Origin of the sequence: Aestuariirhabdus litorea, from assembly GCF_003864255.1 — a bacterium.
In the GTDB taxonomy this organism is placed as follows: domain Bacteria; phylum Pseudomonadota; class Gammaproteobacteria; order Pseudomonadales; family Aestuariirhabdaceae; genus Aestuariirhabdus; species Aestuariirhabdus litorea.
The window spans coordinates 154951-181096 of record NZ_QWEZ01000002.1 but is presented as its reverse complement, the minus strand read 5'-3'; the positions used below and the strand labels follow the sequence as shown (position 1 = coordinate 181096).

The following is a 26146-nucleotide window of genomic DNA, read 5'->3' as shown; positions in this document are numbered from 1 at the left end:
TCATGCCTCCTCTTTATGCTGAAGCCAGTGATGAACAACCTGAAGGAGCCGGGCGAGTATGAGTGCCTATTTAACCGGGCTGGGGCTGGGTGCCAGCATGATTATCCCGATCGGGGCCCAGAACGCCTACGTCCTCACCAGCGGTCTGCGCCGACGCTACCCCTTCTGGGTGGCGACCCTCTGTGCGGTTTGCGATCTGGTGCTGATCCTGGTGGGGGTGATGGGGGTGGGCACCCTGGTCTCCAGTAACCCACTGTGGATTCAGGTTGCTTGTTGGGGCGGTGCGCTGTTCCTGGCCTGGTATGGCGGGCTATCGCTGCGCAGTGCCCTGCAGCCCCAGCAGTTGCGGGAGTCCAGCATTCCGCTCAGCAGCCTGCGTTCGGTACTGGCCGGAGCGCTGGCGGTGACTCTGCTGAACCCCCATGTCTACCTCGATACGGTGGTGGTGTTGGGCTCCATCGGCGGGCAATACCAGGGCGATGAACGGCTCTATTTTGCCCTCGGGGCAGTCTGCGCCTCGCTGTTCTGGTTTTACGGGCTGGGGCTGGGGGCGGCCAGGCTGGCCCCCTGGCTCGATCGCCCTCTGGTATGGAAACTGGTCGATATCGGGGTCTGGCTGCTGATGTGGTTCCTGGCCTTGAAACTGGCCCTCAAGGGGATTGAGCTGGCCGGGGTGGGGAACTAACCAAAAAAACAGGGCGCCTGAGGGGCGCCCTGTGGGTGTGCCGGCATGCGCGCTAGTCGAGTTGGCTGAGGTCGCGCACTCCGCCGCGGTCGGCGCTGGTGGCCATCGCGGCATAGGCCTTGAGGGCGGTGCTCACCTTGCGCTCGCGGGGTTGAGTCGGTTTCCAGCCATCGCGACCCCTGGCATCCATGGCGGCCCGGCGAGCGGCCATCTCCTCGTCGCTGATCTGCAGGTTGATGGTGCGGGCGGGGATGTCTATAAGGATCCGGTCCCCCTCCTCCACCAGGCCGATGGCACCCCCGGAAGCGGCCTCCGGGGACACGTGGCCAATGGAGAGACCCGAGGTACCGCCGGAGAAGCGGCCATCGGTCAGCAGGGCACAGACCTTGCCCAGCCCCTTGGACTTGAGGTAACTGGTGGGGTAGAGCATCTCCTGCATACCCGGTCCCCCCTTGGGGCCCTCGTAACGAATCACCACCACATCACCGGCGACGATCTGGTCATCGAGAATACCGCGCACGGCGGCATCCTGACTCTCGAAAATCCGGGCGCGGCCCTCAAACACCAGAATGCTTTCGTCCACGCCGGCGGTTTTGACCACGCAGCCGTTCTCGGCGATGTTGCCATGCAGGACCGCCAGCCCCCCCTCTTGGGAATAGGCGTGCTCGAGGTCACGAATGCAGCCACCCGCCCGGTCAGTATCGAGGCTGTCCCAGCGGCAATCCTGACTGAAGGCCTGCTGGGTGGGAATGCCGGCGGGGCCGGCGAGGTACCATTTGTGGGTGGCGGGATCCTGGCTGCGCATGATGTCCCACTGCTCGAGTGCCTCGCGGAGAGTGGCACTGTGGACGGTGGGGATATCAGCATTGAGCAGGCCGGCGCGGTCGAGCTCGCCCAGGATCGCCATAATGCCGCCGGCTCGGTGCACATCCTCCATGTGGTAGAGGGGCGTGTTGGGTGCCACCTTGCACAGCTGAGGCACCTTGCGTGAGAGGGCGTCGATCTCTGCCAGCCCGAAATCGAGCTCGGCCTCTTGCGCCGCGGCCAGCAGGTGCAGGATGGTGTTGGTGGAGCCGCCCATGGCGATATCCAGGGTCATTGCGTTCTCGAAGGCCGCGTAGTTGGCGATATTGCGGGGCAGCAGACTGGCGTCGTTACCTTCGTAGTAACGTTTGGTGATATCGACGATGCGGCGTCCCGCCTCCAGGAACAGCTGTTCGCGGTCGGCGTGGGTGGCCAGCAGACTGCCGTTACCGGGCAGGGAGAGGCCCAGGGCCTCGGTCAGGCAGTTCATGGAGTTGGCGGTGAACATGCCTGAGCAGGAGCCGCAGGTGGGGCAGGCGCTGCGCTCGTACTCGGCGGCATCAGCGTCGGAGACATTGGGGTCGACGGCGGCGACCATGGCGTCCACCAGGTCGAGCTTGATCAGGTCACCCGCCAGTTTGGTCTTGCCGGCCTCCATCGGGCCACCGGAAACGAAGACCGCGGGGATATTGAGGCGCAGGGCCGCCATCAGCATGCCGGGGGTGATCTTGTCGCAGTTGGAGATGCACACCAGGGCATCGGCGCAGTGGGCGTTGGCCATATACTCCACTGAATCGGCGATCACCTCCCGCGAGGGCAGCGAGTAGAGCATGCCATCGTGGCCCATGGCGATACCGTCATCCACCGCGATGGTGTTGAACTCCTTGGCAATGCCACCCGCTTTTTCGATCTCGCGGGCAACCAGCTGGCCCAGGTCCTTGAGGTGAACGTGGCCTGGGACGAATTGGGTAAAGGAGTTGACCACGGCGATAATCGGCTTGCCGAAGTCTTCGCCCTTGACGCCGGTGGCACGCCAGAGCGCGCGAGCACCGGCCATATTGCGGCCGTGGGTGGATGTTTTGGAACGATAATCCGGCATGGTAGCTCCTGCACAGCAGTATGGTTTTTTATGGCTGCCTAGAATAGCAGGATGCACAGAGGGGGAAAACAGCGCGCAGCGCCAGCGCTGGTGTAGAATGGGGCGCGAACTCACCTGTGGAGCAGCCCGGTAATGGCGGAAGCCGCTTTTATTGACCTCTGTCGTTCCCTCCAAAGCCAGGCGGCGGCGACCCGCCAGCGCCGACTGCTGGTCCTTAGCGGCGGGCGCGAATGGGGGCAGGCGCAGGCGCGGTTGCTGTGCCAGCATCTGTTAGCCGATAACCGCAGCCCTCGGGCCTGTTGGGTGGGTACAGGGGAGACGCTCCCCGAGGCGACCCGGATTGCCCCCACCCAGTCAGGAGCCCTTTTGGGTAGCGAGTGGGCGCTGCTGGTGTTCGATGGCTGGAGTGGACTGCACCCCGACGCCCTGGGGGCCGCCTGCGGTGCGGTGATGGGCGGCGGTTTGATGCTACTGCTGGTTCCACCCCTGGCCCAGTGGCCTGACTTCCCCGATCCCGATTACGAGCGTCTGGCGGTGTGGCCGTTGCAGCCAGAGGCGGTCCGAGGTCAGTTCCTGCGCTGGATGGCCCGGCAGGTTCACCGCAGCCCCCATCTGTTATTGCTGGAGGAGGGGGCGCCCCTGCCGGCTATGCCCCCTGCCCCCTCGCTCCTCGCTTCCCCCCTGCTGCATGACGACAGTGGATGCCTGACGCCCGGGCAGCGGGAGGCGGTGGAGGCCATTGAGCGGGTTGCCCGCACGCCTGGAGTGCCGCCGCTGGTGATCCGCTCCGATCGCGGGCGGGGTAAATCCGCTGCGCTGGGCATTGCCGCGGCCAACCTGTTCAAGGCCGGAGTGAAGGAGATCCTGGTATGCGCTCCGCGGCGCGCCGCCGCCGACTCCCTGTTTGAAAATGCGCGTCGGCGGCTGGGGCTGGAGGCGAGCCGGGGTGATCTCGAGTGGGGCCAGGGGCGTCTGCGGTTTTGTGCACCCGATGAGCTGCTGCAGGAGCGCCCCGCCGCACAGCTGCTGCTGGTGGATGAGGCGGCCGCAATCCCGGCGCCGCTGCTGGAGTCGATGCTGGATCACTATCCGGCGCTGGTGTACGCCTCCACCATTCACGGCTACGAGGGCTCAGGGCGGGGCTTTGCGTTGCGCTTCCAGCAGGTGCTTGAGCGTCGCCGGCCCGGATGGCGAGAGATCAGGCTGCAGCAGCCGATCCGCTGGGCCGATGGGGACCCACTGGAGCGCTGGTGTTTCGATAGCCTGTTATTGGATGCCGATTGTGAATGGCGCGCTGAGACAGCGGAACCGCTGGCTGTGCGCTGGGTCAGCCAGTCCCAACTGGTGGAGGAGGGTCCCCTACTGCGCCGGCTGTTTGGTTTGTTGGTAATGGCTCACTATCGCACCAGCGCCTCTGATTTGAGACACCTTCTGGATGGTCCCAACCTGAGGATCGCCCTGCTCGAGCGGGGCCAGCAACTGCTGGGCACGGCCCTGATCTCGCTCGAGGGGGGCTTTGACCGCCCCCTGGGGCAGCAGATTTGGCTCGGGAGGCGGCGTCCACGGGGGCACCTGCTGCCCCAGTCCCTGGCTGCCCACGGTGGGCTCTGGCAGGCCCCCCTGCTGCGCTGCCTGCGGGTCATGAGGATCGCCATTCATCCCCAGTGCCAGAGCCGGGGGTATGGGAGCCAGCTGCTGGCGGAGGTGGAACGTGAGGCTAGGGAGCTCGGTTGCGATTACCTGGGCTCCAGCTTTGGCGTGACCACGCGCCTGCTCCCCTTCTGGCTTCGGGCGGGGCTTCGGCCGCTGCGCCTTGGGGTGAGCCGTGAAGCCAGTAGTGGTACCCATTCGGTGATGGTGGGCAAGGGGTTGAGCGCCGATGGTTGCCGCATGATCCATCTGGGGGTGGCCCGCTTTGCCGCCGAGTTTCCCGGCCAAATGGTCGAGCTATACCCCGATCTCGACGCCGAGCTGGCGCAGCGCCTGCGCGCGGGGGCGGCCGGTGAGGCGCCGCTGACCCCCGCCGAGGCGAGGATACTGCACTGGCGTGACCTGATCAGCTTTGCCGATGGCCAGCGACTCTACGAAACCTGCATGGCGACCCTCAAGGCAGCGCTTGAGGAGTGGCTGGCGCAGGGTCTGCTGGAGCCGGTGAGCGAAGAGGAGCGGACGCTGCTGTTGGGCAAGGTGCTGGAGGGGAAGAGCTGGAAGGCGTTGGCGACCGTTTTTCCCGGCAGCGGGCGCCAGCAGCTGCAGCAACGGTTGCGTGAGCTCTACGGGCGCCAGCTGGAGCGGTTGTTGCCGGGCGAGCTACGGCCCTTGCGCGCCCGGGCCCTGGAAGGCGCGACCCACTAAAAAGCTACAGCTGCTTTTCAAACACCTTGGAGTTGCGCTGCAGGTTGTAGATCTGCTTCTTGGCTTCCGGCAGCTGCTCTACCGGGATCTCGCCAAAGCCCCGCTCGACAAACCAGTGGGCGGTACGGGTGGTGAGCACAAACAGCCGCTCGATTCCCTGTCGGCGGGCGAACTCCTCGGCGTACTCCAGCAGCAGGTCTCCACGGCTGCCTTGACGGTAGTCGGGGTGAATGGCGACGCAGGCCAGCTCGGCACAACGGACGTCGGTAAAGGGGTGCAGCGAGGCGCAACCGATGATCATGCCATCACGCTCGATCACGGTGAACAGGTCGATCTCCTGCTCCAGCTGCTTGCGCGAGCGGCGTACCAACACCCCCTGCTCCTCCAGCGGCTGGATCAACTCCAGGATGCCGCCGACATCTTCAATGGTGGCCTGGCGGGTCTCTTCGTAGCCTTGCTGGGTGACCAGGGTGCCGGCCCCGTCGCGGGTAAAGAGCTCCTGCAGCAGCGCGCCGTCGGTGCCGTGGCCAATGATATGACAGCGGTTGACCCCCTGGGCGCAGGCATTGATCGACGCCTCAAGCAGTTGCTTGGGCTCATCTTCAAGGGCAGGTAACAGGGTGCGGGCCTGCTGCACCCGCATCTGCCGTAGCAGCTCCCCCTCGGCATTACAGATGCCGTTGCCAGCGCCGAACAGGATCAGCTTCTCGGCCTTGAGGGCCGCCGCGGTAGCGGTCGCGACCTGCTCCACCGGCAGGTTGAATACCTCGCCCGTCGGGGAGGAGCCCAGGCAGGAGAGCAGTACCACATAGCCGTCGTTGAGCAGCTGGGTGATCGCCTCGCGGTCGATGCGGCGCACCTCACCGGTCTGCTGGAAATCGATGCCATCGACCACCCCCAGGGGTTTGGCGGTGACGAAATTCCCCGAGACCACGCGGATGCGGGCGCCGTGCATCGGCGAGTTGGCCAACCCCATGGACAGCATCGATTCGATACGGATGCGCAGGCTGCCAACGGCATCCTTGACCGACTCCAGTACCTCTTTGCTGGTCAGGCGGACACCATGGTGAAACCTGCAGTTGATGCCGCGCTCTACTACCCGCTGCTCGATCTGGGGACGTGCGCCGAACACCAGCACCAGGCGAACCCCGAGGCTGTTAAGCAGGGCGATGTCGTGAACAATGGTGCTGAAGCCTTCATCGGCAAGGGTTGCCCCCCCGAGGTGGATCACGAAGGTGCGCCCCCGGTGTGCATTGATGTAGGGGGAGGAGTGGCGAAAAAAGTTGACGTACTCGGCGCTGGATATCTTCACGCTGGCGGTCCTGCTGGCGTTGAACAATGGGAAGGCAAGATGATTATACCCGTCATGGCTGCAGACAGAAGCGGCGGATCAGGGATCGGATCAGATCGACCATGGGGTTGATGCGCTCCAACGCCAAAAACTCATCGGGCTGGTGCGCCTGGTCAATATCGCCGGGTCCCAGCACCAGGGTATCCATGCCCAGACTGCTGAGGAACGGGGCCTCGGTCGCAAAGGCGACCGCCTCGGCGCTGTAGCCGGTGAGTTGTTCGCAGGCGGTCACCAGCTCGGAGCTGGTCGCGGTAGCGAAGGGCATGATGCTGTCAAAGATCGGCTCAACACGGATGCTGACCTGGTCGGCGGCCGCGATGGGCTGCAGGCGCTGGCGGATCATCTCGCGCAACTCGGCCGGTTGCATGCCCGGTAGCGGGCGCAGGTCGTACTCCAGAGTGCATTGGCCGCAGATACGGTTGGGGTTGTCGCCGCCGTGGAGGCAGCCCAGGTTGAGGGTGGGCACCGGTACCTCAAACAACTCATTGTGGTACTGCTGCTGCAGCTCGGCCCGGAAGCGCATCAGTTCGGCCATCACCCGCTGCATGCTCTCAGCGGCGTTGCGGCCCAGGGAGGGGTTGCTGGAATGACCCGATTGCCCCTGGATATGGATGCGCTCCATCATGATGCCCTTGTGCATGTGCACCGGGCGCATGCCGGTAGGCTCCCCGATCAGGGCAAAGCGCCCCTTGGGTTTGCCGGCCTTAGCCAGGGCGCGCGCGCCCGCCATGGAGGACTCCTCATCGGCGGTGGCCAGAATCACCAACGGTTGTTGCAAGCGGTTCAGGGGCAGCTCACGGATCGCCTCAATCACCAGGGGAAAGAACCCCTTCATGTCGCACACCCCGAGGCCATAGAGTCGCTGGTCGCGTTCGGCCAGGCTAAAGGGGTTGCTGCTCCAGAGGGATTCATCGCAGGGCACGGTGTCGGTGTGACCCGCCAGCACCAGACCGCCGGGGCCACTGCCCAGGGTGGCAATCAGGTTGGCTTTATGTGGCTGGTTCGGCAGGGGCTGGATATCGATGGTAAAGCCAAGGGACTCAAACCATTGGGCTAACTGGTCGATGAGGGCACGGTTACCCTGGTCCAGCCGGGGGTTGGTGCAGCTGATGGAGGGAAGTTCGATCAGCCTTGCTAAAAGCGGTAGCAGGGGTGGCAGCTTGGTGGTTGGCATCCATGGCTCCAGTCAACAACCCAACAATGGGTCGTTGCCAGTGTGCCATAGGGGCTGTGTGATCGACTAGGGCAATACGCCCAGGAAGGGAAGGGCCGGTGGTTGACCACCGGCCCAGCGCGGTATCAGGAGAAGATACCCTTGAAGAGGAAGAAGAAGAGAATGGCCAGGCCGGCACCTGCAGGCAGGGTCACGATCCAGGACATGAAAATGGTACCGATGACCCGCAGGTTCAGCGCGCCGATACCCCGTGCGATGCCCACGCCCAGTACGGCCCCCACCAATGTGTGGGTGGTGGAGATGGGCAGTCCGGTACCGGAGGCCAGAACGACGGTGGCGGCAGCGGCCAGGGTGGCCGCAAATCCGCGGCTGGGGGTCAGCTCGGTGATGTTGGTGCCGATGGTGGCGATCACCTTGTGGCCGTACATCACCAGGCCAGCAACGATACCTCCGCCGCCCAGTAGCAGGACCCACATCGGCATGGCGCTCTTGGCACCGATTTCACCACCGGAGGAGACTATGCTGGCGACCGCCGCGAGGGGGCCAACGGCGTTAGCCACGTCGTTGGAGCCGTGGGCGAAGGCCATGGCGCAGGCGGTGAACATCATCAGTACGCCGAACAGCTTCTCCACACTGGTAAAGTGGAAGTCCTTGTTTTCACTGGGTACCATCTTGATCTTGCGCAGCATGGAGATACCGATCAGGGTGACCAGGGTGGCGATGCCCACAGAGATCATGGCGTCGTGGAAAAAGTTCAGATTCAGCGCCTTGAAGGCGGTGATGTGTTTGAGCCCTTTAACCATGGTCACCATGCTGATCAGGAAGGCCACAATGAAGATGTACATCGGTACATAGCGCTGGGCGGATTCGAAGGGGTTTTTGGTGTCGAGCACCAGCCGCTGCACGCTCATAAAGGTGAAAAAGCCGATGGTGCCCGCCAGCAGGGGAGAGACCACCCAACTGGCGGCGATGGTGCCCACCTTGCCCCAGGCCACCGCCTCCATGGAGATCCCCACAGCAGCAAAGCCGACAATGGCGCCCACAATGGAGTGGGTGGTGGAGACCGGCCAGCCGAAGTGGGTAGCGACCAGTAGCCAGATACCTGCTGCCAGCAGTGAAGCGAGCATGCCGTACACCAGTAGTTCAGGCGTGTCGGCCAGTAGCGAGGGGTCAATAATGCCCTTGCGGATGGTGGCCGTTACCTCACCCCCGGCGAGGAAGGCACCGGCAAATTCAAAGATGATCGCGATAATGATCGCTTGTTTAACGGTGAGCGCCTTGGAACCAACAGAGGTTCCCATGGCGTTAGCCACGTCGTTGGCGCCTACACCCCAGGCCATGAAAAATCCAAAGAGGCAGGCCATCGCCAGCAGGAGTGTGGCGTGTTCAGCGATAATGCTCATAAGCTTTGTATCCGAATTCGTTAACGGGCCAGCAGTAACTGCAGGCGAGATCCGACACGGGAGGCGCGATCAGCAAGATCCCCCACCCAGTCAATGACACGATAGAGGAACATGACATCCACCGGTGGCAGATCCTGCTCCATTTTGAAAAGCGCCCGGCGCAGCGCGACCTGCAGGTCATCGGTATCGCCTTCGATCTTGTCGAGTTCTTCGATCATCGCCTCGACTACACTGACCTCGCGCCCGCGGAAACCGGTTTCCAGCAGCTCGTCCAGCTCGTGGATCGCTTTGACCGCCTGGGCAGAGGTTTCGATGGAGCGCTCAAGATAGCGGCGAAAAGCACCCTGTAGGGGGGCGGGCACCATCATCTGGCGGCCCAGCATCAGGCCGGCGATATCTTTGGCGCGGTTGGCCACTTTGTCCTGCACCGTGACTATGTCCAGCAGGTCGTTACGGGGAACGGGGAGAAACAGACTCTTGGGCAGCGACAGACGCACGTTTTTCTTAAGGCGGTCGGCCTCCTCTTCGAGCGCCGACAGCGCCTTCTGCAGGCGCTTGGCCTCTTCCCAGTCGCCGGCCATGGCCGCATCGATAAAGGGTAGCAGTTGTTCGGCGCACTCATGCGCCTTGCTGATATGCTCCTGGATCGGGCCGATCGGGGAGCGTCCGAACATTCTGGAAAAGGGTGAGTTGGCAACCATAATAAAGGGTCCTGTTTAAAGTGGGCGCAAGTATACGAATCTGGTCAATGGGTGGCCAGTCCCTCGGGGCAGAAATTACGGCGAGCCCTGCTGGCCATTATTGTCGATCATGATTTTTGCGGCATTTACACTGGTAACACAAGGGTAGCGCAAGTACCCTTGTTAGCATGGTTTTTATCCTGAAATCTCAAGGAAAACAGAGTTATGGCGCTGGAAACGGAACTGAAACTACTGCTGTCGCCCGACCAGGTCGAGCCTCTGCGCAGCCATCCACTTCTGCAGTCCGAGCAGGCGCAATACCAGGGGAGCCAACGCCTGCTGAACTGTTACTACGATACGCCACAGTTTGATTTGCGCGCTAACCGGGTCGCCTTGAGGGTGCGCCACCTCGCATCGGGCTATATACAAACGCTGAAAACCAGTGGGGAGCGCAGCGGTGGGCTGAGTCGGCGGGAGGAGTGGGAGTGGCCTCTGGCCAGCGAAACCATCGATCTCGAGCTGCTCGACGAGCAGCATTGGCCGCTGGATGAGCGCATCAAGGCCAACCTGCTGCCCTGTTTCAATACCGACTTCGAGCGTGAGTGCTGGCTGCTGGAGTGGGCAGGAGAGAACCCGGGCCTGATCGAGGTGGCGCTGGATCAGGGGCAGGTAGTAGCGGGAGGACGACAGCTGCCGATCTGTGAGCTGGAGCTGGAACTTAAGGCGGGCGATGAGCGGGCGCTGCAGGAGGTGGCCGACCTGCTGTCGAAGACGGTGGAGTTGGTGCCGGGTGATGCCAGCAAGGCGCAGCGCGGCTATCGGCTGATGGGGCAGCCAGAATGAAAGTGATGGTGGACGAGCAGTTGCTCGACCTGTCTGCGGTTGTGCGGCAGTTGATGGCGAAAAACATCATTACGCCGGATCAGGCCGAAGAGGTGTTGGCACGCCCCCGGGCCTCCAGCCAGTCGCGCCTGCATCCGCTGGAGTTTGTCGCGGGGCATGGTTTTACCCGCCATGATGGCAGTGATCGCCCGCTGGATCTTGATTACCTGAGCCGCTGGCTGGCCGAGTGGGCTGGCCAGCCCCTCTACCATATCGACCCCCTTAAGGTGGATGTGCAGCGGGTGATCCCGCTGATGTCCCAGGCCTTTGCAGAGCGCCACCAGATTCTGGCGCTGGAGATGGACGACGAGACCGTCACCATTGCCAGTGCCCAGCCTTTCATGCGGGGCTGGGAGGAGAACCTGCGCCATGTGCTGCGGCGTGAGATTAAACGGGTGGTCGCCAATCCGGCCGATATCCGCCGCTATTCCGCCGAGTTTTTCAAACTTTCGCAATCGGTCTCCCACGCCGTGGGCGAGGATGCGGGTCACAGCCGCACCCTGGGCAACTTCGAGCAGTTGCTGGAGCTGGGTAACCTGCAGGCGCCAGACGCCAATGACCAGCACATCGTCAACATCGTCGACTGGCTGCTGCAATACGCCTTCGAGCAACGTGCCAGCGATATCCATATTGAACCCCGGCGGGAGCAGGGCAAGGTGCGATTTCGTATCGATGGTGTGCTGCATAATGTGTACGACTTTCCGGCCAAGGTGAATGCCGCGGTGACCAGCCGTATCAAGATCCTCGGGCGCATGAATGTGGCCGAAAAACGCAAGCCCCAGGATGGCCGCCTGAAGACCAAAAGCCTGGAGGGCAATGAGGTGGAACTGCGCCTGTCGACGCTCCCCACGGCCTTTGGTGAAAAGCTGGTGATGCGGGTGTTTGACCCCGATGTACTGCTCAAAAGTTTCTCTGAGCTGGGGTTGGGGCGGGAGGATAATGTCCGCTGGCAGGGGATGATCAACCAGCCCAACGGGATTGTGCTGGTGACCGGACCCACCGGCTCGGGAAAGACCACTACGCTCTACTCCTCGTTAAAGGCGCTGGCGACCTCCGAGGTCAACGTCTGCTCCATTGAGGACCCGATCGAGATGGTGGAGCCCGCCTTTAACCAGATGCAGGTTCACCACTCCATCGGTCTCGATTTCGCCAGCGGCGTGCGCGCTCTCATGCGTCAGGACCCGGACATCATCATGATTGGCGAGATCCGTGACCTGGAGACCGCCGAGATGGCGATGCAGGCGGCGCTCACCGGGCACCTGGTGCTCTCGACCCTGCACACCAACGATGCGCCCTCTGCGGTGAGTCGCCTGCTGGAGTTGGGTATACCCCCCTACATGGTGAAATCCACCATCAACGGGGTGATGGCACAGCGCCTGGTGAGGACGCTCTGCCCCCTGTGCAAACGGTCTGCTGAGGTGGACCAGGCGGCCTGGCGAAGTTTGACCCGACCCTGGAAGCTGCCCCCCCCCAAGCAGATGTTTGAACCGGTGGGCTGTGATGAATGTCGACAGACCGGCTATCGGGGGCGGGCAGGCGTATACGAAATCATGCCGCTGGTGGATAATCTCAAGGAGCTTATCGACGAGCGTTGTGACCTGGCCGCCCTGCGGCGCCAGGCGTTTCGCGAAGGAATGAAAAGCCTGCGTCTCAGTGGGGCGCAGAAGGTGGCCCAGGGGGTTACCACCATAGCCGAGGTGTTGCGGGTGACCCCTGAGCAGGAGCGGGACCGCAGTGCCGAGGTCCGCGAATAGGAGCCGCTGGCCAAGGGTCGGCACAGAAAACAGGGAATCAGCATGGTAACGGAATCTTTGATCGTCATCGCCCTGGTGGTGATGTTCTTCCTCTCGATCGTATTTATGGGGGTCAAGTCGGTTCCCCAGGGGTATCAGTGGACGGTGGAGCGCTTTGGGCGCTTTACCCGTAGCCTGAAGCCGGGGCTCAATATCATCGTGCCGGTGATGGACCAGATCGGTCACAAAATGAACATGATGGAGCAGGTGCTGGATATCCCTCCCCAGGAGGTGATCAGCCGGGATAACGCGATGGTGACCATCGATGCGGTCTGCTTCTACCAGGTGGTGAACTCTGCCCAGGCCGCCTACGAGGTGAGTGGGCTGGAACACGCCATTCGCAACCTCACCATGACCAATATCCGCACCGTGCTGGGCTCCCTCGAGCTGGACGCCATGCTCTCCCAGCGTGACCAGATCAACGAGCGCCTGCTGGTGACCGTGGACGCTGCCACCAATCCCTGGGGGGTCAAGGTGACGCGGATCGAGATCAAGGACATCACGCCGCCCCAGGACCTGGTGAACGCCATGGCCAATCAGATGAAGGCGGAGCGAGAGAAGCGGGCCTCCATCCTCACTGCAGAAGGTAAGCGGCAGGCAGAGATCCTGACCGCCGAGGGTGAGAAACAGGGGCAGATCCTCAAGGCCGAGGGGGAACGGCAGGCCGCCTTCCTCGCTGCAGAGGCGCGCGAGCGAGCGGCGGAAGCCGAGGCGAAGGCGACCGATATGGTTTCCCGTGCGATCGCCAGCGGCGATATGCAGGCGATCAATTACTTTATCGCGCAAAAATACGTGGATGCACTGGGACAGATTGGCAGTGCGGAGAACAGCAAGCTGATCATGATGCCGCTGGAAGCCAGCGCAGTGATCGGCAGCGTGGCCGGCATCGGCGACCTGTTAAAGACGGCGCTGCAGGAGAAGAACCCGGAGGCCAAGGCTTGATCGCGCTTCTGGAAGGGGTCAGCTTTTGGGTCTGGCTGGGGCTGGGGGTTCTGTTGCTGGTGCTCGAGGTACTGGGGGCGGGAGGCTACCTGCTGTGGATCGGCCTGTCGGCGGCGACGGTGGGGGTGATCAAGTGGGTGGTGCCGGGCATGGGCTGGGAGACTCAATGGCTAACCTTTGCACTCCTCTCGCTGGCGACCGCCGTGGGTTGGTGGTACGCCCAGCGTAATCGTGCGGGAGATGCCAGCGAAGGGCTTAACCAGCGTGGCCGCGCCTATATAGGTCGTGAGTTTGAACTCTGGGAGCCGATACGCCAGGGGCGGGGCAAGATCCGTGTCGATGACAGCTTCTGGAGCGTCAGCGGGGAGGACTTGCCCAAGGGCACCCTGGTGAAGGTGGTGGGACTCGAGGATCTGGTACTGCGGGTCGAAGCGGTCAGGCGCTAGGCCTGACGGATATTGAGGTGGGCGGGGGAGGCCAAGGCAATGAAGAGACAGGGGATCATTACACGAACGCTAGGGGTAGTCCTGCTGGTGCTGCTGCCCGCTATGCCGGCGCAGGCGTTGTCACCCGAAATGGAGATGGACCGCTATCTGCTGGCAGCCCAGCGCCATGTGCGATTGGGTAATTTCAGGGAGGCTGAGCAGTACCTGCAGCGTGCCGTCGCCTTGCAGATCCCCCCCCCGGCGGAGTTTTATTACGTCTACGGTGAAGTGCTCCACCACAATGGGAAGCTGCAGCTGGCTCGGGAAACCCTGGAGAAGTACCTTCAGCAGACCCAGAAAGAGGGGGAGTATTATCGGGATGCCCTCGAGCTGCTGACCCTGATCGAGGAGCGCGAGGCCAAGCCCCTGGCCAGCCCTGAACCCGATCGGGCCTCAGTCGTTAATGCCGGGACGCAACAAGCGGATACCTGGATGCAACAGCTAAAGAGCCTCTACCTGACCGATTCGACCCAGGAGGCGCTGTTACTCCACATCAACGGACTGCTGCGTAACTTCGTCGTGCGCGATAGCCGGGTGCTGAACCTGGACCGGGCTGATGATCACCTCTACCAGTTGTCGGTACCTCAGAGAGGGGAGTTGATGGTGACCCTTAGGCGCGCCGGTGAAAACGGTTACCAGTACAGCAATGCGAAACTCCGGGTATTCGGCATCAACCCCTACGTGGAAGCGCGCTGTGATCGGGCGAAGAACCTCTGTTCGATCGCCCATCCGGTCAGTGGAAAAACCTGGCTTGAAATTCGCCGGGATGACAAGGCCGCCGCCGAGTTGAGCAAGAGTCTAACCGCGCTGATCAAACAGCTTCAGGAGTAAAAATGCAGCCCTTCAGCCCCTCTGCACTGGAAAAGATACCCGCACTGGCCAAACTATTGGCGGACGCCGCGGCAGCCCGTGCGCTGGAAAATGCGATGCTGGTGGAGGTGCCGGCGCAGACCACCCTGTTCCGGCAGGGGGACGCCTGCGATAACTACCTGATTGTGCTCGAGGGGTCGGTAAAGGTGTTTGCCCGCTCCGAACAGGGGCGTGAGATCGTGCTCTACCATATCGACGATGGTGGATCCTGTGTGCTAACTACCTCCTGCCTTTTCGCCCACTCCCCCTACCCCGCCGAAGGGGTCAGTGAAACGGCGCTCAAAGCGGTTGCAATCCCCGTCCGGGTCTTCGAGCGGGCGCTGGAGGAGTCGGTTGCCCTGCGGGAATTCGTGTTCAATACCTACAGTGAGCGATTGTCACGTCTGATTACGCTGGTACAACAGATCGCCTTCGAAAGGATCGATGTCCGTCTGGCCCGTTACCTGGTGCGCAATGCAGGCCAGCAGATAGGACTGACTCACCAGAACCTTGCCGAGGAGCTGGGCACCGCACGCGAAGTGGTTAGTCGGCACCTCAAGGATTTCGAGTCCAATGGGTGGCTGCAGTTGGGGCGTGGGCGCATTGAGGTGATCGATGCAGTGGGCTTGCAGCAGCGCATTGATCTGCTGCTTTCACAGTAATACCTATGCCCTAAACCTGTTCCCAGTGTGAGAAAGTCACTGAGCCGAGGCTCGGTGCCCCCTATGCTTGCATCCTGTTCAGTCGATGTCCCCGCATAGGAGAGTGGATAATGAGTAACGTTGGAACCTTTGATCGCGCGCTGCGAGTCATCGTTGGCCTGGCCCTGCTGAGCCTGGTATTTGTGGGTCCCCAGACCCCTTGGGGCTGGGTCGGACTGGTGCCACTGCTGACCGGCACCATCAGCTTCTGCCCGCTCTATCGCATTCTTGGGTTGAGCACCTGCAAGCGCTGCGAGTCCTGATTCGGTTTTGCTGTTTTTAAAGCGCTGCCGGGTCCGCGAATAGCCCGGCGGTTGTCTTCTTTGGCCAGCCTATGCTGGCCTTTTTTATTGCCTACAAGGAGGTAGGTAGATCGCGATAGGCAGGGATGCCGATAACGATCAAAGGAATGGGCGGGCCGATGGCGGTGCTTCTGCGCAATCGGCACTCCCCACATCCCTGTAGGTCGTATGGCGCGAGAGCCAGGGAGGGCCGAGAGTTAGGCCCAGGGATGAAGCGGCGGCCTTCAGGCCGGCACATCAAGCCTCAGTAAACCCGGTTCACCTCATCCAGCAGAAGGTCACGGAGCTCCTGGTAGCCGAAGCGGGGCAGTGGCTGCCCATTGACGAAGAAGTCGGGTGTCTTTTTCACCCCCAGGGTGGCTGCATCCGCCAGATCCTGCTGGATAATGGCGTCGATGGCGGGGTCCTTCATATCCTGTTTGAGCTGTTCTATGTCCAGCCCGAGTCCACCCAGGTGCGGCCACATCAGTTCGGGGTGCGCCTGATGATTAATGGCCCACTGCTGTTGGGTCTCCAGCATCACCTCCAGCACAGGCCAGAACTTACCCTGCCGCTGGGCGGCAACCAACATCTTGACCATAGTGTCGGAGCCCCGGTGGAAAGGGGCGTAGCGGACCACCAGCTCTACCTTGCCAGCGTGACCGGCAAGCAGTTTCTTTACCTCAGGGTAAAACAGTTTGCAGGTTTCGCAGGCGGGGTCCAGAAACTCCACCAGGGTGACCTGGGCGCGGGAGCTGCCTAGAACAGGGGAGTGGGGGCGCACCAGGGCTTCGGCGCGAGCGGCGGAGAGCTCGGGTGTTTCTGCAGGCGGCGTCATGGCGAACCAAAGGCCTACAACCACCAGTACGGGCAGCACAAGAGCAGCTACCAGCACCACACGTTTCTGTTTTTTCATCGGAACCGCCCTGCTGTTTCTCCTAAGGGAGAAGATTATCCCGTGATGGGAGCGCGAACAAAAGGGAAAAGCATCATATTTACGATCGCTTTACGCTTAGTGTGGCGCAGTGCTCAGGGGGGTTGGTCAAGGTAAGCACGATCATCGAATGTTTTGACCAGGTCCGGTGTCAGCACTGTAAAGAGAGTGATCATCATGCCGTTGATCACCCCCTCCTCGAAGGCAAGAAACAGGAGCAAGATCGCCTTATCGGCATAGAGCTGCCACTGCGCTTCGCTGGCGAGGCTGAACATGAGGGCGGCACTGACCAGTAGTGTGGCCAAAATGCCGACGATGGAGCCGAAAAAACCAACCCCCAGGGTAAATGCAAACAGGTTCTTGCGGGGCAGACGGCCCACCCAATAGGCCAACAGGCAGCTGGCACTGACGGGAACCACCACTGAGAGCAGGTGGTCGCTGAAAAAGTTGCTCCACAACCCCTGGGCCTGGCTACTAAAAATGGGGTTGATCAGCAGCCACAGGGCGGAGGCCATGGCCCCGGCAAGCACCGCCAGGGACCAGCCAAAGAGGATCGCCAGGGTGGCAATGGCCAATGGGTGAAGCGCAAAAAAACCCGACACATTCACATTCAGAGACCAGAACAGCGCCAGAAACAGAATGGAGCCGAGCCAGAGGTGCTGCCTGATGGGCACTCGCAGCAGGGCGCGCCAGGGAGCAAGTCGGAGCGCCAGCAGGATGGAGCCCAGCGAGAGCAGCAGGCTGGCCACAAAAAACAGCGGTGGCATGGGAGTGAGCAGGTTCATGGTGCTGGGTTCGGTGCCTGTTCGGTGTGGTTTCCCTATTCGTTATAGATGAATTGGAGGGCCCCGGGGCGTTGAGGTTCCCTGCCGGCCTTTATTGGGAAGCGCCCCGGTCGGGCAGGAGTGCCGCTAGCGCCCCGGCCCATCACGGGCTATCGCGCTATACGACCTACATGGAAGTGGGGAGTGCCGGTCGTGCAGGAGCAAGACTGCCGGCCCGTACATCCTGCGCATAAGGCGCTACTGCCATCCATGGCTCTCGCGCCATACCGTACATCCTGTACATAAGCCGCTCCTGGCCATCCTTGGCCCCGCGGCATACCGCCCGTCCCTGGGCATAAAAAAGCCCCGCACCTGAGTGGGGGCGGGGCAAGAAGAGGCAGGACCTCTTTACAGCAATAGGATCACAGCAGCAGGGTACGAATGTCACCCATCAGGGCGCTAAGCAGCGTGGTAAAGCGCGCCGCGTCGGCACCGTTGATGGCCCGGTGGTCGTAAGAGAGGGACAGCGGCAACATCAGGCGCGGCTGGAAGGCGTTACCGTCCCACACCGGTTTGATACTGGCCTTGGAGACGCCCAGGATTGCTACCTCGGGGGTGTTGACGATCGGTGTGAAGGCGGTCCCTCCCACACTGCCCAGGCTGGAGATGGTGAAGCAGGCTCCCTGCATCTCCGCTGGCGACAGCTTCTTCTGTTGCGCCTTGCCCGCCAGTACGGACATCTCTTCGGCCAGCTCCTTGAGCCCCTTCTTGTCAGCGTCACGGATGACCGGCACCAACAGACCGTCGGGGGTATCCACCGCGAAGCCGATGTGACAGTACTCCTTATAGATCAGGGCAGTGCCATCAGGGTTGAGGGAGGCATTGAACTGGGGCATGCGCCTGAGGGCGGTGGTGCAGGCTTTGATGATAAAGGGCAGGGGGGTCATGCTGATCCCCTGGGCCTTCTGCGCCTTGCGGAAGGCTTCCATTTCGGTGATGTCGGCCTCGTCGAACTGGGTCACATGGGGCACATTGAGCCAGCTGCGGTGCAGGTTGGCGGCGCCGACCTGCTGCAGGCGGCTCATGGCAACCTCTTTGATCGGGCCGAACTTGCTGAAGTCGATCGCAGGCACGGCGGGTATACCGCTGCCTCCTGTGGCGGCGGTCGGCGCTGCGGCAGGTTGCTGCAGGCGCTTCTTAACGAACGCCTGCACATCCTCCTTGAGGATGCGTGCGCGCGGACCACTGCCTTTGACTTCCGCAAGGTCGACACCAAACTCGCGGGCGATTCGGCGCACGGCGGGGCCGGCATGGACCTTTTTGTTGCGAGTGGTGATGATCCCGGAGTCCACCGGCGCCTGGGCAGGCGCTGCTTCGGGAGCGGCCTTGGGTTCGCTGGACTGGGGCTGGGGGGCGGCCGCCGGGGCGCTGGCCTTGGGCGCCGCCTCCTGGGTCATCAGCTTGACCAGGGGAACCCCTTCGGTAGCGGTATCACCGAGCTTGATGAGGATTTCGGTGACCGTTCCGGCGAAGGGGGCGGGTACCTCCATACTGGCCTTGTCGGATTCCACCACTACGATGGCATCCTCCGCCTCCAGCTTGTCTCCCACCTGGACACAGACCTCAATCACCTCTCCGTCGCCGCCCAGGTCGGGGACCTTGACCAGCTTCTCGGAAGAGCTGGCCGGTGCTGCCTCTGCAGGCTCGGGAGCAGGCTCCTTTTCCTGTTCCTTTTCGGCGGCCGGCTCCTCGGTTGCCGTTTCCTTGTCGTCGGACGCGGCCACATCGCCCTCTGAGGAGAGCTTGATCATGGGGACGCCTTCGCTGGCGGTGTCACCTACCTTGACCAGTATTTCAGTAACGGTACCTGCACGGGGTGCGGGTACTTCCATGCTGGCTTTGTCGGACTCGACCACCATAATGGCATCTTCCGCTTCGATCTGGTCGCCCACCTGCACACTGATTTCGATGATCTCGCCGTCGCCGCCGAGATCAGGTACTTTGATAATTTCGTCGCTCATATCTGGGTTCCTATCTCTGGTGGCTGATTAGCAGTACAAGGGGTTGGGCTTGTTCGGGTCGATGTTGAACTTCTTCATCGCCTTGGCGACCAGGTCCCCTTTCACCAGTCCATCCTGCTTCAGTGCATAGAGCGCCGCGACCACAATGAAGTAGCGGTCCACCTCGAAAAACTCGCGCAGCTTCTTGCGGGTATCGCTGCGTCCAAAGCCGTCGGTTCCCAAAGAGATGAAGGTGGCCGGTACGAAGTCACGGATCTGGTCGGCGTAGACCTTCATGTAATCGGTAGCAGCAATCACCGGGCCCTGGCGATTCTTCAGGCACTGGGTGACGTAGCTTTCGCGAGGTTCCTCGGTGGGGTGCATCAGGTTCCAGCGCTCCACATCCATCCCCTCACGGCGCAGCTCGTTGAAGCTGGTCGCGCTCCAGATATCGGACTCCACCTTGAACTCGTCGCGCAGAATCTCGGCGGCCGCCCGCACCTCGTTGAGTATGGTGCCGCTACCCATCAACTGCACTTTGAGCTTGCTCTTGCGGGAGTTCTCCTCGAAGCAGTAAAGCCCCTTGATTATCCCCTCGATCACGGCGTCGCCCTCGGGCAGGGCAGGGTGCACGTAGGCTTCGTTCATCGCGGTGATGTAGTAGAAGACGTTCTCCTGCTCTTGCATCATGCGCCGCAAACCATCCTGGATGATGACCGCCATCTCATAGCCGTAGGTGGGGTCGTAGCTGACACAGTTGGGAATGGTGGACGCCAGGATATGACTGTGGCCATCCTGGTGCTGCAGGCCTTCACCGTTGAGGGTGGTGCGGCCTGCGGTAGCACCGATCAGGAATCCGCGCGCCTGGATGTCGCCGGAGGCCCAGGCCAGGTCCCCGGTACGCTGCAGGCCGAACATGGAGTAGAAAGTGTAGAAGGGGATCATCGGCACGTTGTTGCAGCTGTAGCTGGTACCGGCGGCAATCCAGGCGGCGTGAGCGCCGGCCTCGTTGATCCCCTCTTCAAGGATCTGCCCCTTCTTGTCCTCCTTGTAGAACATCACCTGGTCCGAATCCATGGGCTCATAGAGCTGGCCTTCGGAAGAGTAGATGCCGAGCTGGCGGAACATGCCCTCCATGCCGAAGGTGCGAGCCTCGTCGGGCACAATAGGCACCAGGTGCTTGCCGATCTGCTTGTCCTTGACCAGAGCGGAGAGGACGCGCACGTAAGCCATGGTGCTGGAGATCTCACGCTCACCGCTGCCCTTGGTGACGGCCTCGAACGCAGACAGAGCGGGGATCTCCAGGCTCTTGCTGTTGATGCGGCGCTGGGGCACAAAACCGCCGAGCGATTCGCGGCGCTTGCGCATGTAGACCATCTCCGGGCTGTCCGGATCGGGGCGGTAGTAGGGTACGTTGTTAAGCTCATCGTCCTTGACCGGGATATCGAAACGGTCGCGGAATGCCTTGAGGTCGTTGAGAGAGAGCTTCTTGACCGAATGGGAGGTGTTGGCCGCTTCTGCGGACTCGCCATAGGCGTATCCCTTAACGGTCTTGGCAAGGATGACGGTGGGCTGACCACGGTGATTAACGGCCGCGTGGTAGGCCGCGTAGACCTTATAGGGGTCGTGGCCGCCACGGTTGAGATTGAAAATATCATCATCGGAGAGGTGGGCTACCATCTCCTTGAGCTCGGGGTACTTGCCGAAGAAATGCTCGCGGGTAAAGGCGCCGCCCTTGGCTTTGCAGTTCTGGTAGTCGCCATCGACGCACTCGTCCATGCGCTGCTGCATAATGCCGCTCTTGTCCTGGGCGAACAGGGGGTCCCAGTGACGTCCCCAAACCACCTTGATGACGTTCCAGCCGGCACCGCGGAACTGGCCTTCCAGCTCCTGCATGATCTTGCCGTTACCGCGAACGGGACCGTCGAGGCGCTGCAGGTTACAGTTGACGACAAAAATGAGGTTGTCGAGCTTTTCACGACCGGCCAGGCCGATGGCACCGAGGGACTCGGGCTCGTCCATCTCACCGTCACCCAGGAATGCCCACACCTTGCGCTGGTTAACCGGGCTGAAATCGCGGTTCTCCAGGTACTTCATAAAGTGGGCCTGATAGATTGCCTGCAGGGGGCCGAGACCCATGGAGACGGTGGGGAACTGCCAGAAATCGGGCTTCAGTTTGGGGTGCGGGTAGGAGGGCAGCCCCTTGCCATCGACTTCACGACGGAAGTTGTCGAGCTGCTCCTCCGTCAGGCGCCCCTCCAGGAAGGCGCGGGAGTAAATACCAGGTGAGGAGTGGCCCTGGAAGTAGATCAGGTCACCCTCCTGCCCATCGCTGGGTCCCTTGAAAAAGTAGTTGAAGCCGATGTCGTACAGGGTAGCGCCCGAGGAGAAGGAGGAGATGTGTCCACCCAGGTCCGGGTCGCGCTTGTTGGCGCGCATCACCATGGCCAGCGCGTTCCAGCGAACGATGGAACGGATGCGACGCTCCATGAACAGGTCACCGGGCATGCGCGCCTCTTTGGCCGAGGGGATGGTGTTGCGGTAAGGGGTGTTAATGGCGTAAGGAATCTGGGTGCCGGTGCGGGTCGCACGCCGCGCCAGGCGGGTCAGCAGGTAATGGGCGCGGTCTTCACCCTCACTCTCGAGTACAGAATCCAGCGCATCCAGCCACTCCTGGGTTTCAATCGGATCTACATCTTTTTGCATGGGTCTTGCTCCAAGTCAGATGCGCCGCAAAGTCGGTTAAATAGTATGAGTATCCCCTGCGGTACAGAGGCGCTTCCGGCGCGGTGAAAGCTGTTGCTATGTTCGTTATTATATTTGTAGTTTTACTACAAAGCAGGGGGCCAAATCAATCTTCGCGGGCTTCTAGTGTAGCCTAACTACATTTTTTTACATAAGCATACAGACAGAAGTGTAGCAGCCCCTCGGATCAGCAATTGTCGTTATACTGTGGCCTTCAGGTGGGTGTCGCTTAAGGATGGGAAGCATGGAACTGGGAGTGTTAAAGCAGCAGCCCGAGTGGGTTGAACGCACGGTCAAGGCGCGCTGGCAGGCGATGCAGGAAAGTGGGGCGGTCGATGCCGACGGGTTGGCGCGGCTGCAGCAGTATTTGTTGGCTGACACAGCACTCCAGGACCAGCTGGTCCGCTGTTGGGGGGGGAGTGACTACGTGGCCGAGCTCTGTTGTCGGCGGCCCGAGCTGTTGACTGAGCTGATCGCCAGTGGCGACCTGCAGCGCCCCTACCAGGCGGAGGAGTTGCGATACAAGCTGGATGCCCTGCTGGCAGAGGTAGAAACCGAGGATCAACTGGCGTTTCAGCTGCGCCGCTTTCGCCAGCGGGAGCAGGTGCGCATCATCTGGCGAGACCTCAACCGGCAGGCGTCGATGGTGCAAACCACTGCGGAGCTTTCCGCCATGGCGGACGCTGCCATCGATGCGGCCTACCAGTGGCTCTACGGTCGCTGCACCCAGGACTGGGGGGTGCCAATGGGGGCTGAGGCGGACGAGGCGCCCTGGGCGCAGCACCTGGTGGTGTTGGGGATGGGGAAGCTGGGTGCCTGCGAGCTGAACCTTTCCTCCGATATCGACCTGATCTTTTCCTATCCCTGCCAGGGGGAGACACAGGGGGGGCGCCGTTCGCTCTCAAACCAGGAATTTTTTATCCGCCTGGGGCAGAAGCTGATCAAGGTGCTGGATGCCCCGACTGTGGAGGGCTTCGTGTTTCGGGTGGATATGCGGCTGCGTCCCTACGGGCAAAGCGGGGCCCTGGTGTTGAGTTTCGATGCGATGGAACAGTACTACCAGGACCAGGGGCGCGACTGGGAGCGCTACGCCATGATAAAAGCCCGGGTGGTGGCGGGCGACCAGCAGCGGGGGAGCGAACTGTTGGCGATGCTGCGCCCCTTCGTCTACCGGCGCTACATCGACTTCAGTGCCGTCGATGCGTTGCGGGATATGAAGCGCATGATCCAGACCGAGGTCAAGCGCAAGGGCATGCAGGAAAACGTCAAGCTCGGAGGGGGTGGCATCCGCGAGGTGGAGTTCATTGGCCAGGCTTTCCAGCTGATCCACGGCGGGCGCGACCGCGCCCTCCAGCAGCGGCCCATCATGGGGGTGCTGGCGGTGCTGCAGGAGAAGGAGTACCTGCCGAAGGCGGCAGTTGATCAGTTGGTTGACGCCTATGTACTCCTGCGCAATGTCGAGCATGCGCTGCAGGCGGTCGATGATAAGCAGACGCAAAAACTGCCAGAAGCTGAGGTGGCCCAACGACGCTTGGCCTGGGTGATGGGCTTCGAGGATTGGGCGGCGTTCAAGGCCCGGTTGCAGGCTTGTCGGGATGCAGTGCAGTGTCACTTTGACGGGGTGATAGCGGACCCCTCCGAGCAAAGTGACGAGCAGCTGGATGATGAGGGGTGGGCGCTGTTTTGGGCCGGTCATCTGTCGGAAGAAGATGCCCAGGCCCGATTTGCCGAGGCGGGTTACGCGCAGCCCGAGCGCTGCAGCAAACTGGTGGATAGCCTGCGCCAGGGGCGTGCCCTGCAGTCGGTGCAGCGTAAGGGGCGGGAGCGAATTGACCTGTTTATGCCGATGCTGTTGGCTCACCTGGCCGAGCTGGATGCGCCGGATGAAGCGCTGCATCGACTGGTACCGCTGGTGGAATCGGTGATGCGGCGCACCGCTTACCTGGTGCTGCTGATGGAGAATCGCAGCGCACTGACCCAGCTGTTGACCCTCTGCGCTTCCAGCCCCTGGATCGCCGAGCAGATCGCCCGCCACCCCATGCTGCTGGACGAGTTCCTGGATGTTGACTCGCTGTTTGCGCCCCCCGTCCGTGGCCAGCTCGCCGACGAGTTGCGCCAGCAGATGATGCGCATACCGGACGATGACCTTGAGCAGCAGATGGAAGCGTTGCGCTACTTTAAAACCTCCCATGTGCTGCGGGTAGCGGCCGCCGAGATAGCGGGTACCCTGCCGCTGATGAAAGTGAGCGACTACCTGACCTGGATTGCTGAGGTGGTGGTGTGCGAAGTGGTGGAGATCGCCTGGTCGAACATGGTGGCTCGCCACGGAACCCCCTGCGGGGCGGATGGCGAACCCGCGCCGAGGGACTTTATCGTGATCGGTTACGGGAAACTGGGGGGGGTCGAGCTGGGCTATGGGTCCGACCTGGACCTGGTGTTTGTGCACGGGGTCGACGGCCAGCGCAGCACCGATGGCGAGCGCAGTATCGATAACCAGACCTTTTTCATGCGCCTGGGGCAGCGCATTATCCATATCCTCAATACCCAAACCGCTTCAGGGCAACTCTACGAGGTGGATATGCGACTTAGGCCCTCGGGTGCCTCGGGGCTGCTGGTGAACTCCCTGGAGGCGTTTGAACGTTATCAGCAGCAGGATGCCTGGACCTGGGAGCACCAGGCCCTGTGCCGTGCCCGGGTAATTGCCGGCAGTGACGTCCTGGCAGGGCGGTTTGAGCAGGTTCGCGGGCGGGTGTTGGGTCGCGAACGGGATCTGGATAAGTTGCGAGAGGAGGTGGTCCGGATGCGGCAGAAGATGCGCGACAACCTGGGCACCCCTGAAACCGCCGCAGGCACCAGCGAGAGCAGCTGGAGTGCCGATGCCCAATTTCACCTGAAACAGGACCATGGAGGTATCGTTGATATCGAATTTATGGTGCAATATGGCGTTTTAGCCTGGTCGCACCGCCACCCTGAACTGTATCGCTTCAGCGATAATATCCGGGTGCTGGATGCGCTGGAGGCCACGAGCCTCATCCCCGCCGAGGACGCGGACCTGCTACGGGAGGCCTACAAGGCGTACCGTTCGGCGGCGCACCGACTGGCACTACAGAATCAAAAAGGGGTAGTGGGTGGCGACGCCTTTCATACCTACCGGCAGGGGGTTTGCGATCTGTGGCGACGCCTGATGCTGGAAGCAAACGAGCAGCAGTCCGGTCCCCAGTGACCGGGCCCAACAGTATGAATTTATGTTAGGAGAGTGTCCGAATGTCGATGGCTGACAGAGATGGGGTTATCTGGTTCGATGGTGAGATGGTGCCGTGGCGCGAAGCCAAGACCCATGTGCTGACCCATACCCTCCATTATGGTCTGGGCGTGTTTGAAGGGGTGCGAGCCTACCCGACCGACAAGGGAGCCAGTATCTTCCGTCTCAAGGAACATACGGATCGTCTGTTCCAGAGCGCCCATATCCTGCGCATGGCGATCCCCTTCGATAAGGAGACCCTGAACGAAGCACAGCGTAGCGTGGTGCGGGAGAACAACCTGGATCAGGCGTACCTGCGCCCGATGTGCTTTTACGGATCCGAGGGTATGGGACTGCGGGCCGACAACCTCAAGGTGCACTGCATTGTCGCTGCCTGGGAGTGGCCCTCCTACATGACGCCCGAGGCCAAGGAGTTGGGGATCAAGATTCGCACCTCCTCTTACACCCGCCACCATGTGAATATCACCATGTGCAAGGCGAAGGCCAACGGTAACTACATCAACTCGATGCTGGCCCTGCGCGAAGCGCTGGACTCGGGCTGCGAAGAGGCGTTGCTGCTGGATAACGAGGGCTACGTTGCCGAGGGTAGCGGAGAGAACATCTTTATCGTCAAGAACGGGATCATCCACACCCCCGAGCTCACCTCCTGCCTGTCCGGTATCACCCGCGATACCATATTCCACCTGGCGGACGAGTTTGGTTATACCATTCGTGAGCGCCGCATCACCCGTGATGAGGTTTATGTCGCGGACGAGGCGTTCTTCACCGGTACCGCGGCGGAGGTGTTGCCGATTCGGGAGCACGATGGGCGCGTGATCGGCAGCGGCCGCCGTGGACCCATCACCGAGCAGCTGCAGGCGGCCTACTTTGCCCAGGTGACCGGCAAGCGTAGCCAGAACCCTGAGTGGCTGACCCCGGTCGCTGATTGAGTGCGGCGTGCGGGGCGTTCGCCCCGCA

Annotated in this window: 20 protein-coding genes; 11 read left to right on the top strand and 9 right to left on the bottom strand. The window is 61.8% G+C overall.

Annotation, left to right across the window (positions count from 1 at the left end; all coding sequences use genetic code 11):
- Positions 1 to 58 precede the first annotated feature (58 nt).
- Positions 59 to 685: a LysE/ArgO family amino acid transporter gene (locus D0544_RS10855; RefSeq protein ID WP_125016087.1), complete on the top strand. Its 627-nt coding sequence runs from the start codon at positions 59 to 61 to the stop codon at positions 683 to 685.
- A gap of 52 nt (positions 686 to 737) precedes the next feature.
- Here D0544_RS10855 and ilvD read toward each other — a convergent pair whose 3' ends face one another.
- Positions 738 to 2588: a dihydroxy-acid dehydratase gene (gene ilvD / locus D0544_RS10850; protein WP_125016086.1), complete on the bottom strand. Its 1851-nt coding sequence runs from the start codon at positions 2586 to 2588 to the stop codon at positions 738 to 740.
- A gap of 132 nt (positions 2589 to 2720) precedes the next feature.
- Here ilvD and D0544_RS10845 point away from each other — a divergent pair, with 132 nt between their 5' ends.
- Positions 2721 to 4943, top strand: a complete 2223-nt coding sequence (locus D0544_RS10845) for a tRNA(Met) cytidine acetyltransferase TmcA (RefSeq protein ID WP_125016085.1) — start codon at positions 2721 to 2723, stop codon at positions 4941 to 4943.
- A gap of 4 nt (positions 4944 to 4947) precedes the next feature.
- Here D0544_RS10845 and argA read toward each other — a convergent pair whose 3' ends face one another.
- The 4 genes from argA to D0544_RS10825 form a co-directional block, all read right to left on the bottom strand.
- Positions 4948 to 6255, bottom strand: a complete 1308-nt coding sequence (gene argA / locus D0544_RS10840) for an amino-acid N-acetyltransferase (RefSeq protein ID WP_243647318.1) — start codon at positions 6253 to 6255, stop codon at positions 4948 to 4950.
- A 52-nt stretch (positions 6256 to 6307) separates the two neighbouring features.
- On the bottom strand, positions 6308 to 7468 hold the full coding sequence (gene argE / locus D0544_RS10835; RefSeq protein WP_125016084.1) for an acetylornithine deacetylase: 1161 nt from the start codon (positions 7466 to 7468) through the stop codon (positions 6308 to 6310).
- Between the two features lie 125 nt (positions 7469 to 7593).
- Positions 7594 to 8871 (bottom strand): inorganic phosphate transporter, encoded by a 1278-nt coding sequence (locus D0544_RS10830; protein WP_125016083.1) that lies wholly within the window; start codon positions 8869 to 8871, stop codon positions 7594 to 7596.
- Between the two features lie 20 nt (positions 8872 to 8891).
- Entirely contained in the window at positions 8892 to 9572 is a 681-nt protein-coding gene (locus D0544_RS10825; RefSeq protein WP_125016082.1) for a TIGR00153 family protein, read from the bottom strand.
- A 204-nt stretch (positions 9573 to 9776) separates the two neighbouring features.
- Here D0544_RS10825 and D0544_RS10820 point away from each other — a divergent pair, with 204 nt between their 5' ends.
- The 7 genes from D0544_RS10820 (at position 9777) to D0544_RS10790 (ending at position 15466) form a co-directional block, all read left to right on the top strand.
- The gene (locus D0544_RS10820; RefSeq protein WP_125016081.1) at positions 9777 to 10394 is read left to right on the top strand and encodes a CYTH domain-containing protein; all 618 of its coding nucleotides are present in this window, start codon (positions 9777 to 9779) and stop codon (positions 10392 to 10394) included.
- Positions 10391 to 12187, top strand: coding sequence for a type IV pilus assembly ATPase TfpB (tfpB, locus tag D0544_RS10815; protein WP_125016080.1), 1797 nt, complete (start codon positions 10391 to 10393; stop codon positions 12185 to 12187). Before D0544_RS10820 ends, tfpB begins: the two co-directional genes overlap by 4 nt.
- 42 nt (positions 12188 to 12229) lie before the next feature.
- The gene (locus D0544_RS10810) at positions 12230 to 13168 is read left to right on the top strand and encodes an SPFH domain-containing protein (protein ID WP_207905860.1); all 939 of its coding nucleotides are present in this window, start codon (positions 12230 to 12232) and stop codon (positions 13166 to 13168) included.
- Positions 13165 to 13614 carry an NfeD family protein gene (locus tag D0544_RS10805; RefSeq protein WP_125016079.1) on the top strand — a complete coding sequence of 150 codons (450 nt, stop codon included), beginning with the start codon at positions 13165 to 13167 and terminating at the stop codon, positions 13612 to 13614. The genes D0544_RS10810 and D0544_RS10805 overlap by 4 nt, the downstream gene beginning before the upstream one ends.
- Before the next feature lie 39 nt (positions 13615 to 13653).
- Positions 13654 to 14484: a tetratricopeptide repeat protein gene (locus tag D0544_RS10800; RefSeq protein ID WP_125016078.1), complete on the top strand. Its 831-nt coding sequence runs from the start codon at positions 13654 to 13656 to the stop codon at positions 14482 to 14484.
- A 2-nt stretch (positions 14485 to 14486) separates the two neighbouring features.
- Positions 14487 to 15164, top strand: coding sequence for a Crp/Fnr family transcriptional regulator (locus D0544_RS10795; protein WP_125016077.1), 678 nt, complete (start codon positions 14487 to 14489; stop codon positions 15162 to 15164).
- Between the two features lie 110 nt (positions 15165 to 15274).
- Positions 15275 to 15466: a YgaP family membrane protein gene (locus tag D0544_RS10790; protein ID WP_341538852.1), complete on the top strand. Its 192-nt coding sequence runs from the start codon at positions 15275 to 15277 to the stop codon at positions 15464 to 15466.
- 283 nt (positions 15467 to 15749) lie between these two features.
- Here the strand turns inward: D0544_RS10790 and D0544_RS10785 are convergent, their stop codons facing one another.
- From D0544_RS10785 to aceE, 4 genes are all read right to left on the bottom strand, one after another.
- The gene (locus tag D0544_RS10785) at positions 15750 to 16400 is read right to left on the bottom strand and encodes a DsbA family protein (RefSeq protein ID WP_125016075.1); all 651 of its coding nucleotides are present in this window, start codon (positions 16398 to 16400) and stop codon (positions 15750 to 15752) included.
- Between the two features lie 113 nt (positions 16401 to 16513).
- Positions 16514 to 17203: a hypothetical protein gene (locus D0544_RS10780; protein WP_125016074.1), complete on the bottom strand. Its 690-nt coding sequence runs from the start codon at positions 17201 to 17203 to the stop codon at positions 16514 to 16516.
- 401 nt (positions 17204 to 17604) lie between these two features.
- Complete coding sequence (gene aceF, locus D0544_RS10775; protein WP_125016073.1) at positions 17605 to 19203, bottom strand: dihydrolipoyllysine-residue acetyltransferase; 1599 nt, start codon at positions 19201 to 19203, stop codon at positions 17605 to 17607.
- 27 nt (positions 19204 to 19230) lie between these two features.
- On the bottom strand, positions 19231 to 21888 hold the full coding sequence (gene aceE / locus D0544_RS10770; protein ID WP_125016072.1) for a pyruvate dehydrogenase (acetyl-transferring), homodimeric type: 2658 nt from the start codon (positions 21886 to 21888) through the stop codon (positions 19231 to 19233).
- Positions 21889 to 22171: 283 nt separating this feature from the next.
- Between aceE and glnE the strand changes: the two genes are divergently transcribed.
- Positions 22172 to 25150: a bifunctional [glutamate--ammonia ligase]-adenylyl-L-tyrosine phosphorylase/[glutamate--ammonia-ligase] adenylyltransferase gene (gene glnE, locus D0544_RS10765; RefSeq protein ID WP_207905859.1), complete on the top strand. Its 2979-nt coding sequence runs from the start codon at positions 22172 to 22174 to the stop codon at positions 25148 to 25150.
- Between the two features lie 41 nt (positions 25151 to 25191).
- Positions 25192 to 26118, top strand: a complete 927-nt coding sequence (locus D0544_RS10760) for a branched-chain amino acid transaminase (protein WP_125016071.1) — start codon at positions 25192 to 25194, stop codon at positions 26116 to 26118.
- The last annotated feature ends 28 nt before the right edge of the window (positions 26119 to 26146 follow it).

Bases quoted from the DNA above. Each gene is read 5' to 3' on its own strand.
- D0544_RS10760 (WP_125016071.1), top strand. From the start codon at position 25,192: ATGTCGATGGCTGACAGAGATGGGGTTATCTGGTTCGATGGTGAGATG.
- D0544_RS10795 (WP_125016077.1), top strand. From the start codon at position 14,487: ATGCAGCCCTTCAGCCCCTCTGCACTGGAAAAGATACCCGCACTGGCC.
- aceF (WP_125016073.1), bottom strand. From the start codon at position 19,203: ATGAGCGACGAAATTATCAAAGTACCTGATCTCGGCGGCGACGGCGAG.
- aceE (WP_125016072.1), bottom strand. From the start codon at position 21,888: ATGCAAAAAGATGTAGATCCGATTGAAACCCAGGAGTGGCTGGATGCG.
- D0544_RS10800 (WP_125016078.1), top strand. From the start codon at position 13,654: ATGAAGAGACAGGGGATCATTACACGAACGCTAGGGGTAGTCCTGCTG.
- D0544_RS10820 (WP_125016081.1), top strand. From the start codon at position 9,777: ATGGCGCTGGAAACGGAACTGAAACTACTGCTGTCGCCCGACCAGGTC.
- D0544_RS10790 (WP_341538852.1), top strand. From the start codon at position 15,275: ATGAGTAACGTTGGAACCTTTGATCGCGCGCTGCGAGTCATCGTTGGC.
- D0544_RS10780 (WP_125016074.1), bottom strand. From the start codon at position 17,203: ATGAACCTGCTCACTCCCATGCCACCGCTGTTTTTTGTGGCCAGCCTG.
- argE (WP_125016084.1), bottom strand. From the start codon at position 7,468: ATGCCAACCACCAAGCTGCCACCCCTGCTACCGCTTTTAGCAAGGCTG.
- D0544_RS10855 (WP_125016087.1), top strand. From the start codon at position 59: ATGAGTGCCTATTTAACCGGGCTGGGGCTGGGTGCCAGCATGATTATC.
- D0544_RS10825 (WP_125016082.1), bottom strand. From the start codon at position 9,572: ATGGTTGCCAACTCACCCTTTTCCAGAATGTTCGGACGCTCCCCGATC.
- glnE (WP_207905859.1), top strand. From the start codon at position 22,172: ATGGAACTGGGAGTGTTAAAGCAGCAGCCCGAGTGGGTTGAACGCACG.
- tfpB (WP_125016080.1), top strand. From the start codon at position 10,391: ATGAAAGTGATGGTGGACGAGCAGTTGCTCGACCTGTCTGCGGTTGTG.
- D0544_RS10785 (WP_125016075.1), bottom strand. From the start codon at position 16,400: ATGAAAAAACAGAAACGTGTGGTGCTGGTAGCTGCTCTTGTGCTGCCC.
- D0544_RS10845 (WP_125016085.1), top strand. From the start codon at position 2,721: ATGGCGGAAGCCGCTTTTATTGACCTCTGTCGTTCCCTCCAAAGCCAG.
- ilvD (WP_125016086.1), bottom strand. From the start codon at position 2,588: ATGCCGGATTATCGTTCCAAAACATCCACCCACGGCCGCAATATGGCC.
- D0544_RS10830 (WP_125016083.1), bottom strand. From the start codon at position 8,871: ATGAGCATTATCGCTGAACACGCCACACTCCTGCTGGCGATGGCCTGC.
- D0544_RS10810 (WP_207905860.1), top strand. From the start codon at position 12,230: ATGGTAACGGAATCTTTGATCGTCATCGCCCTGGTGGTGATGTTCTTC.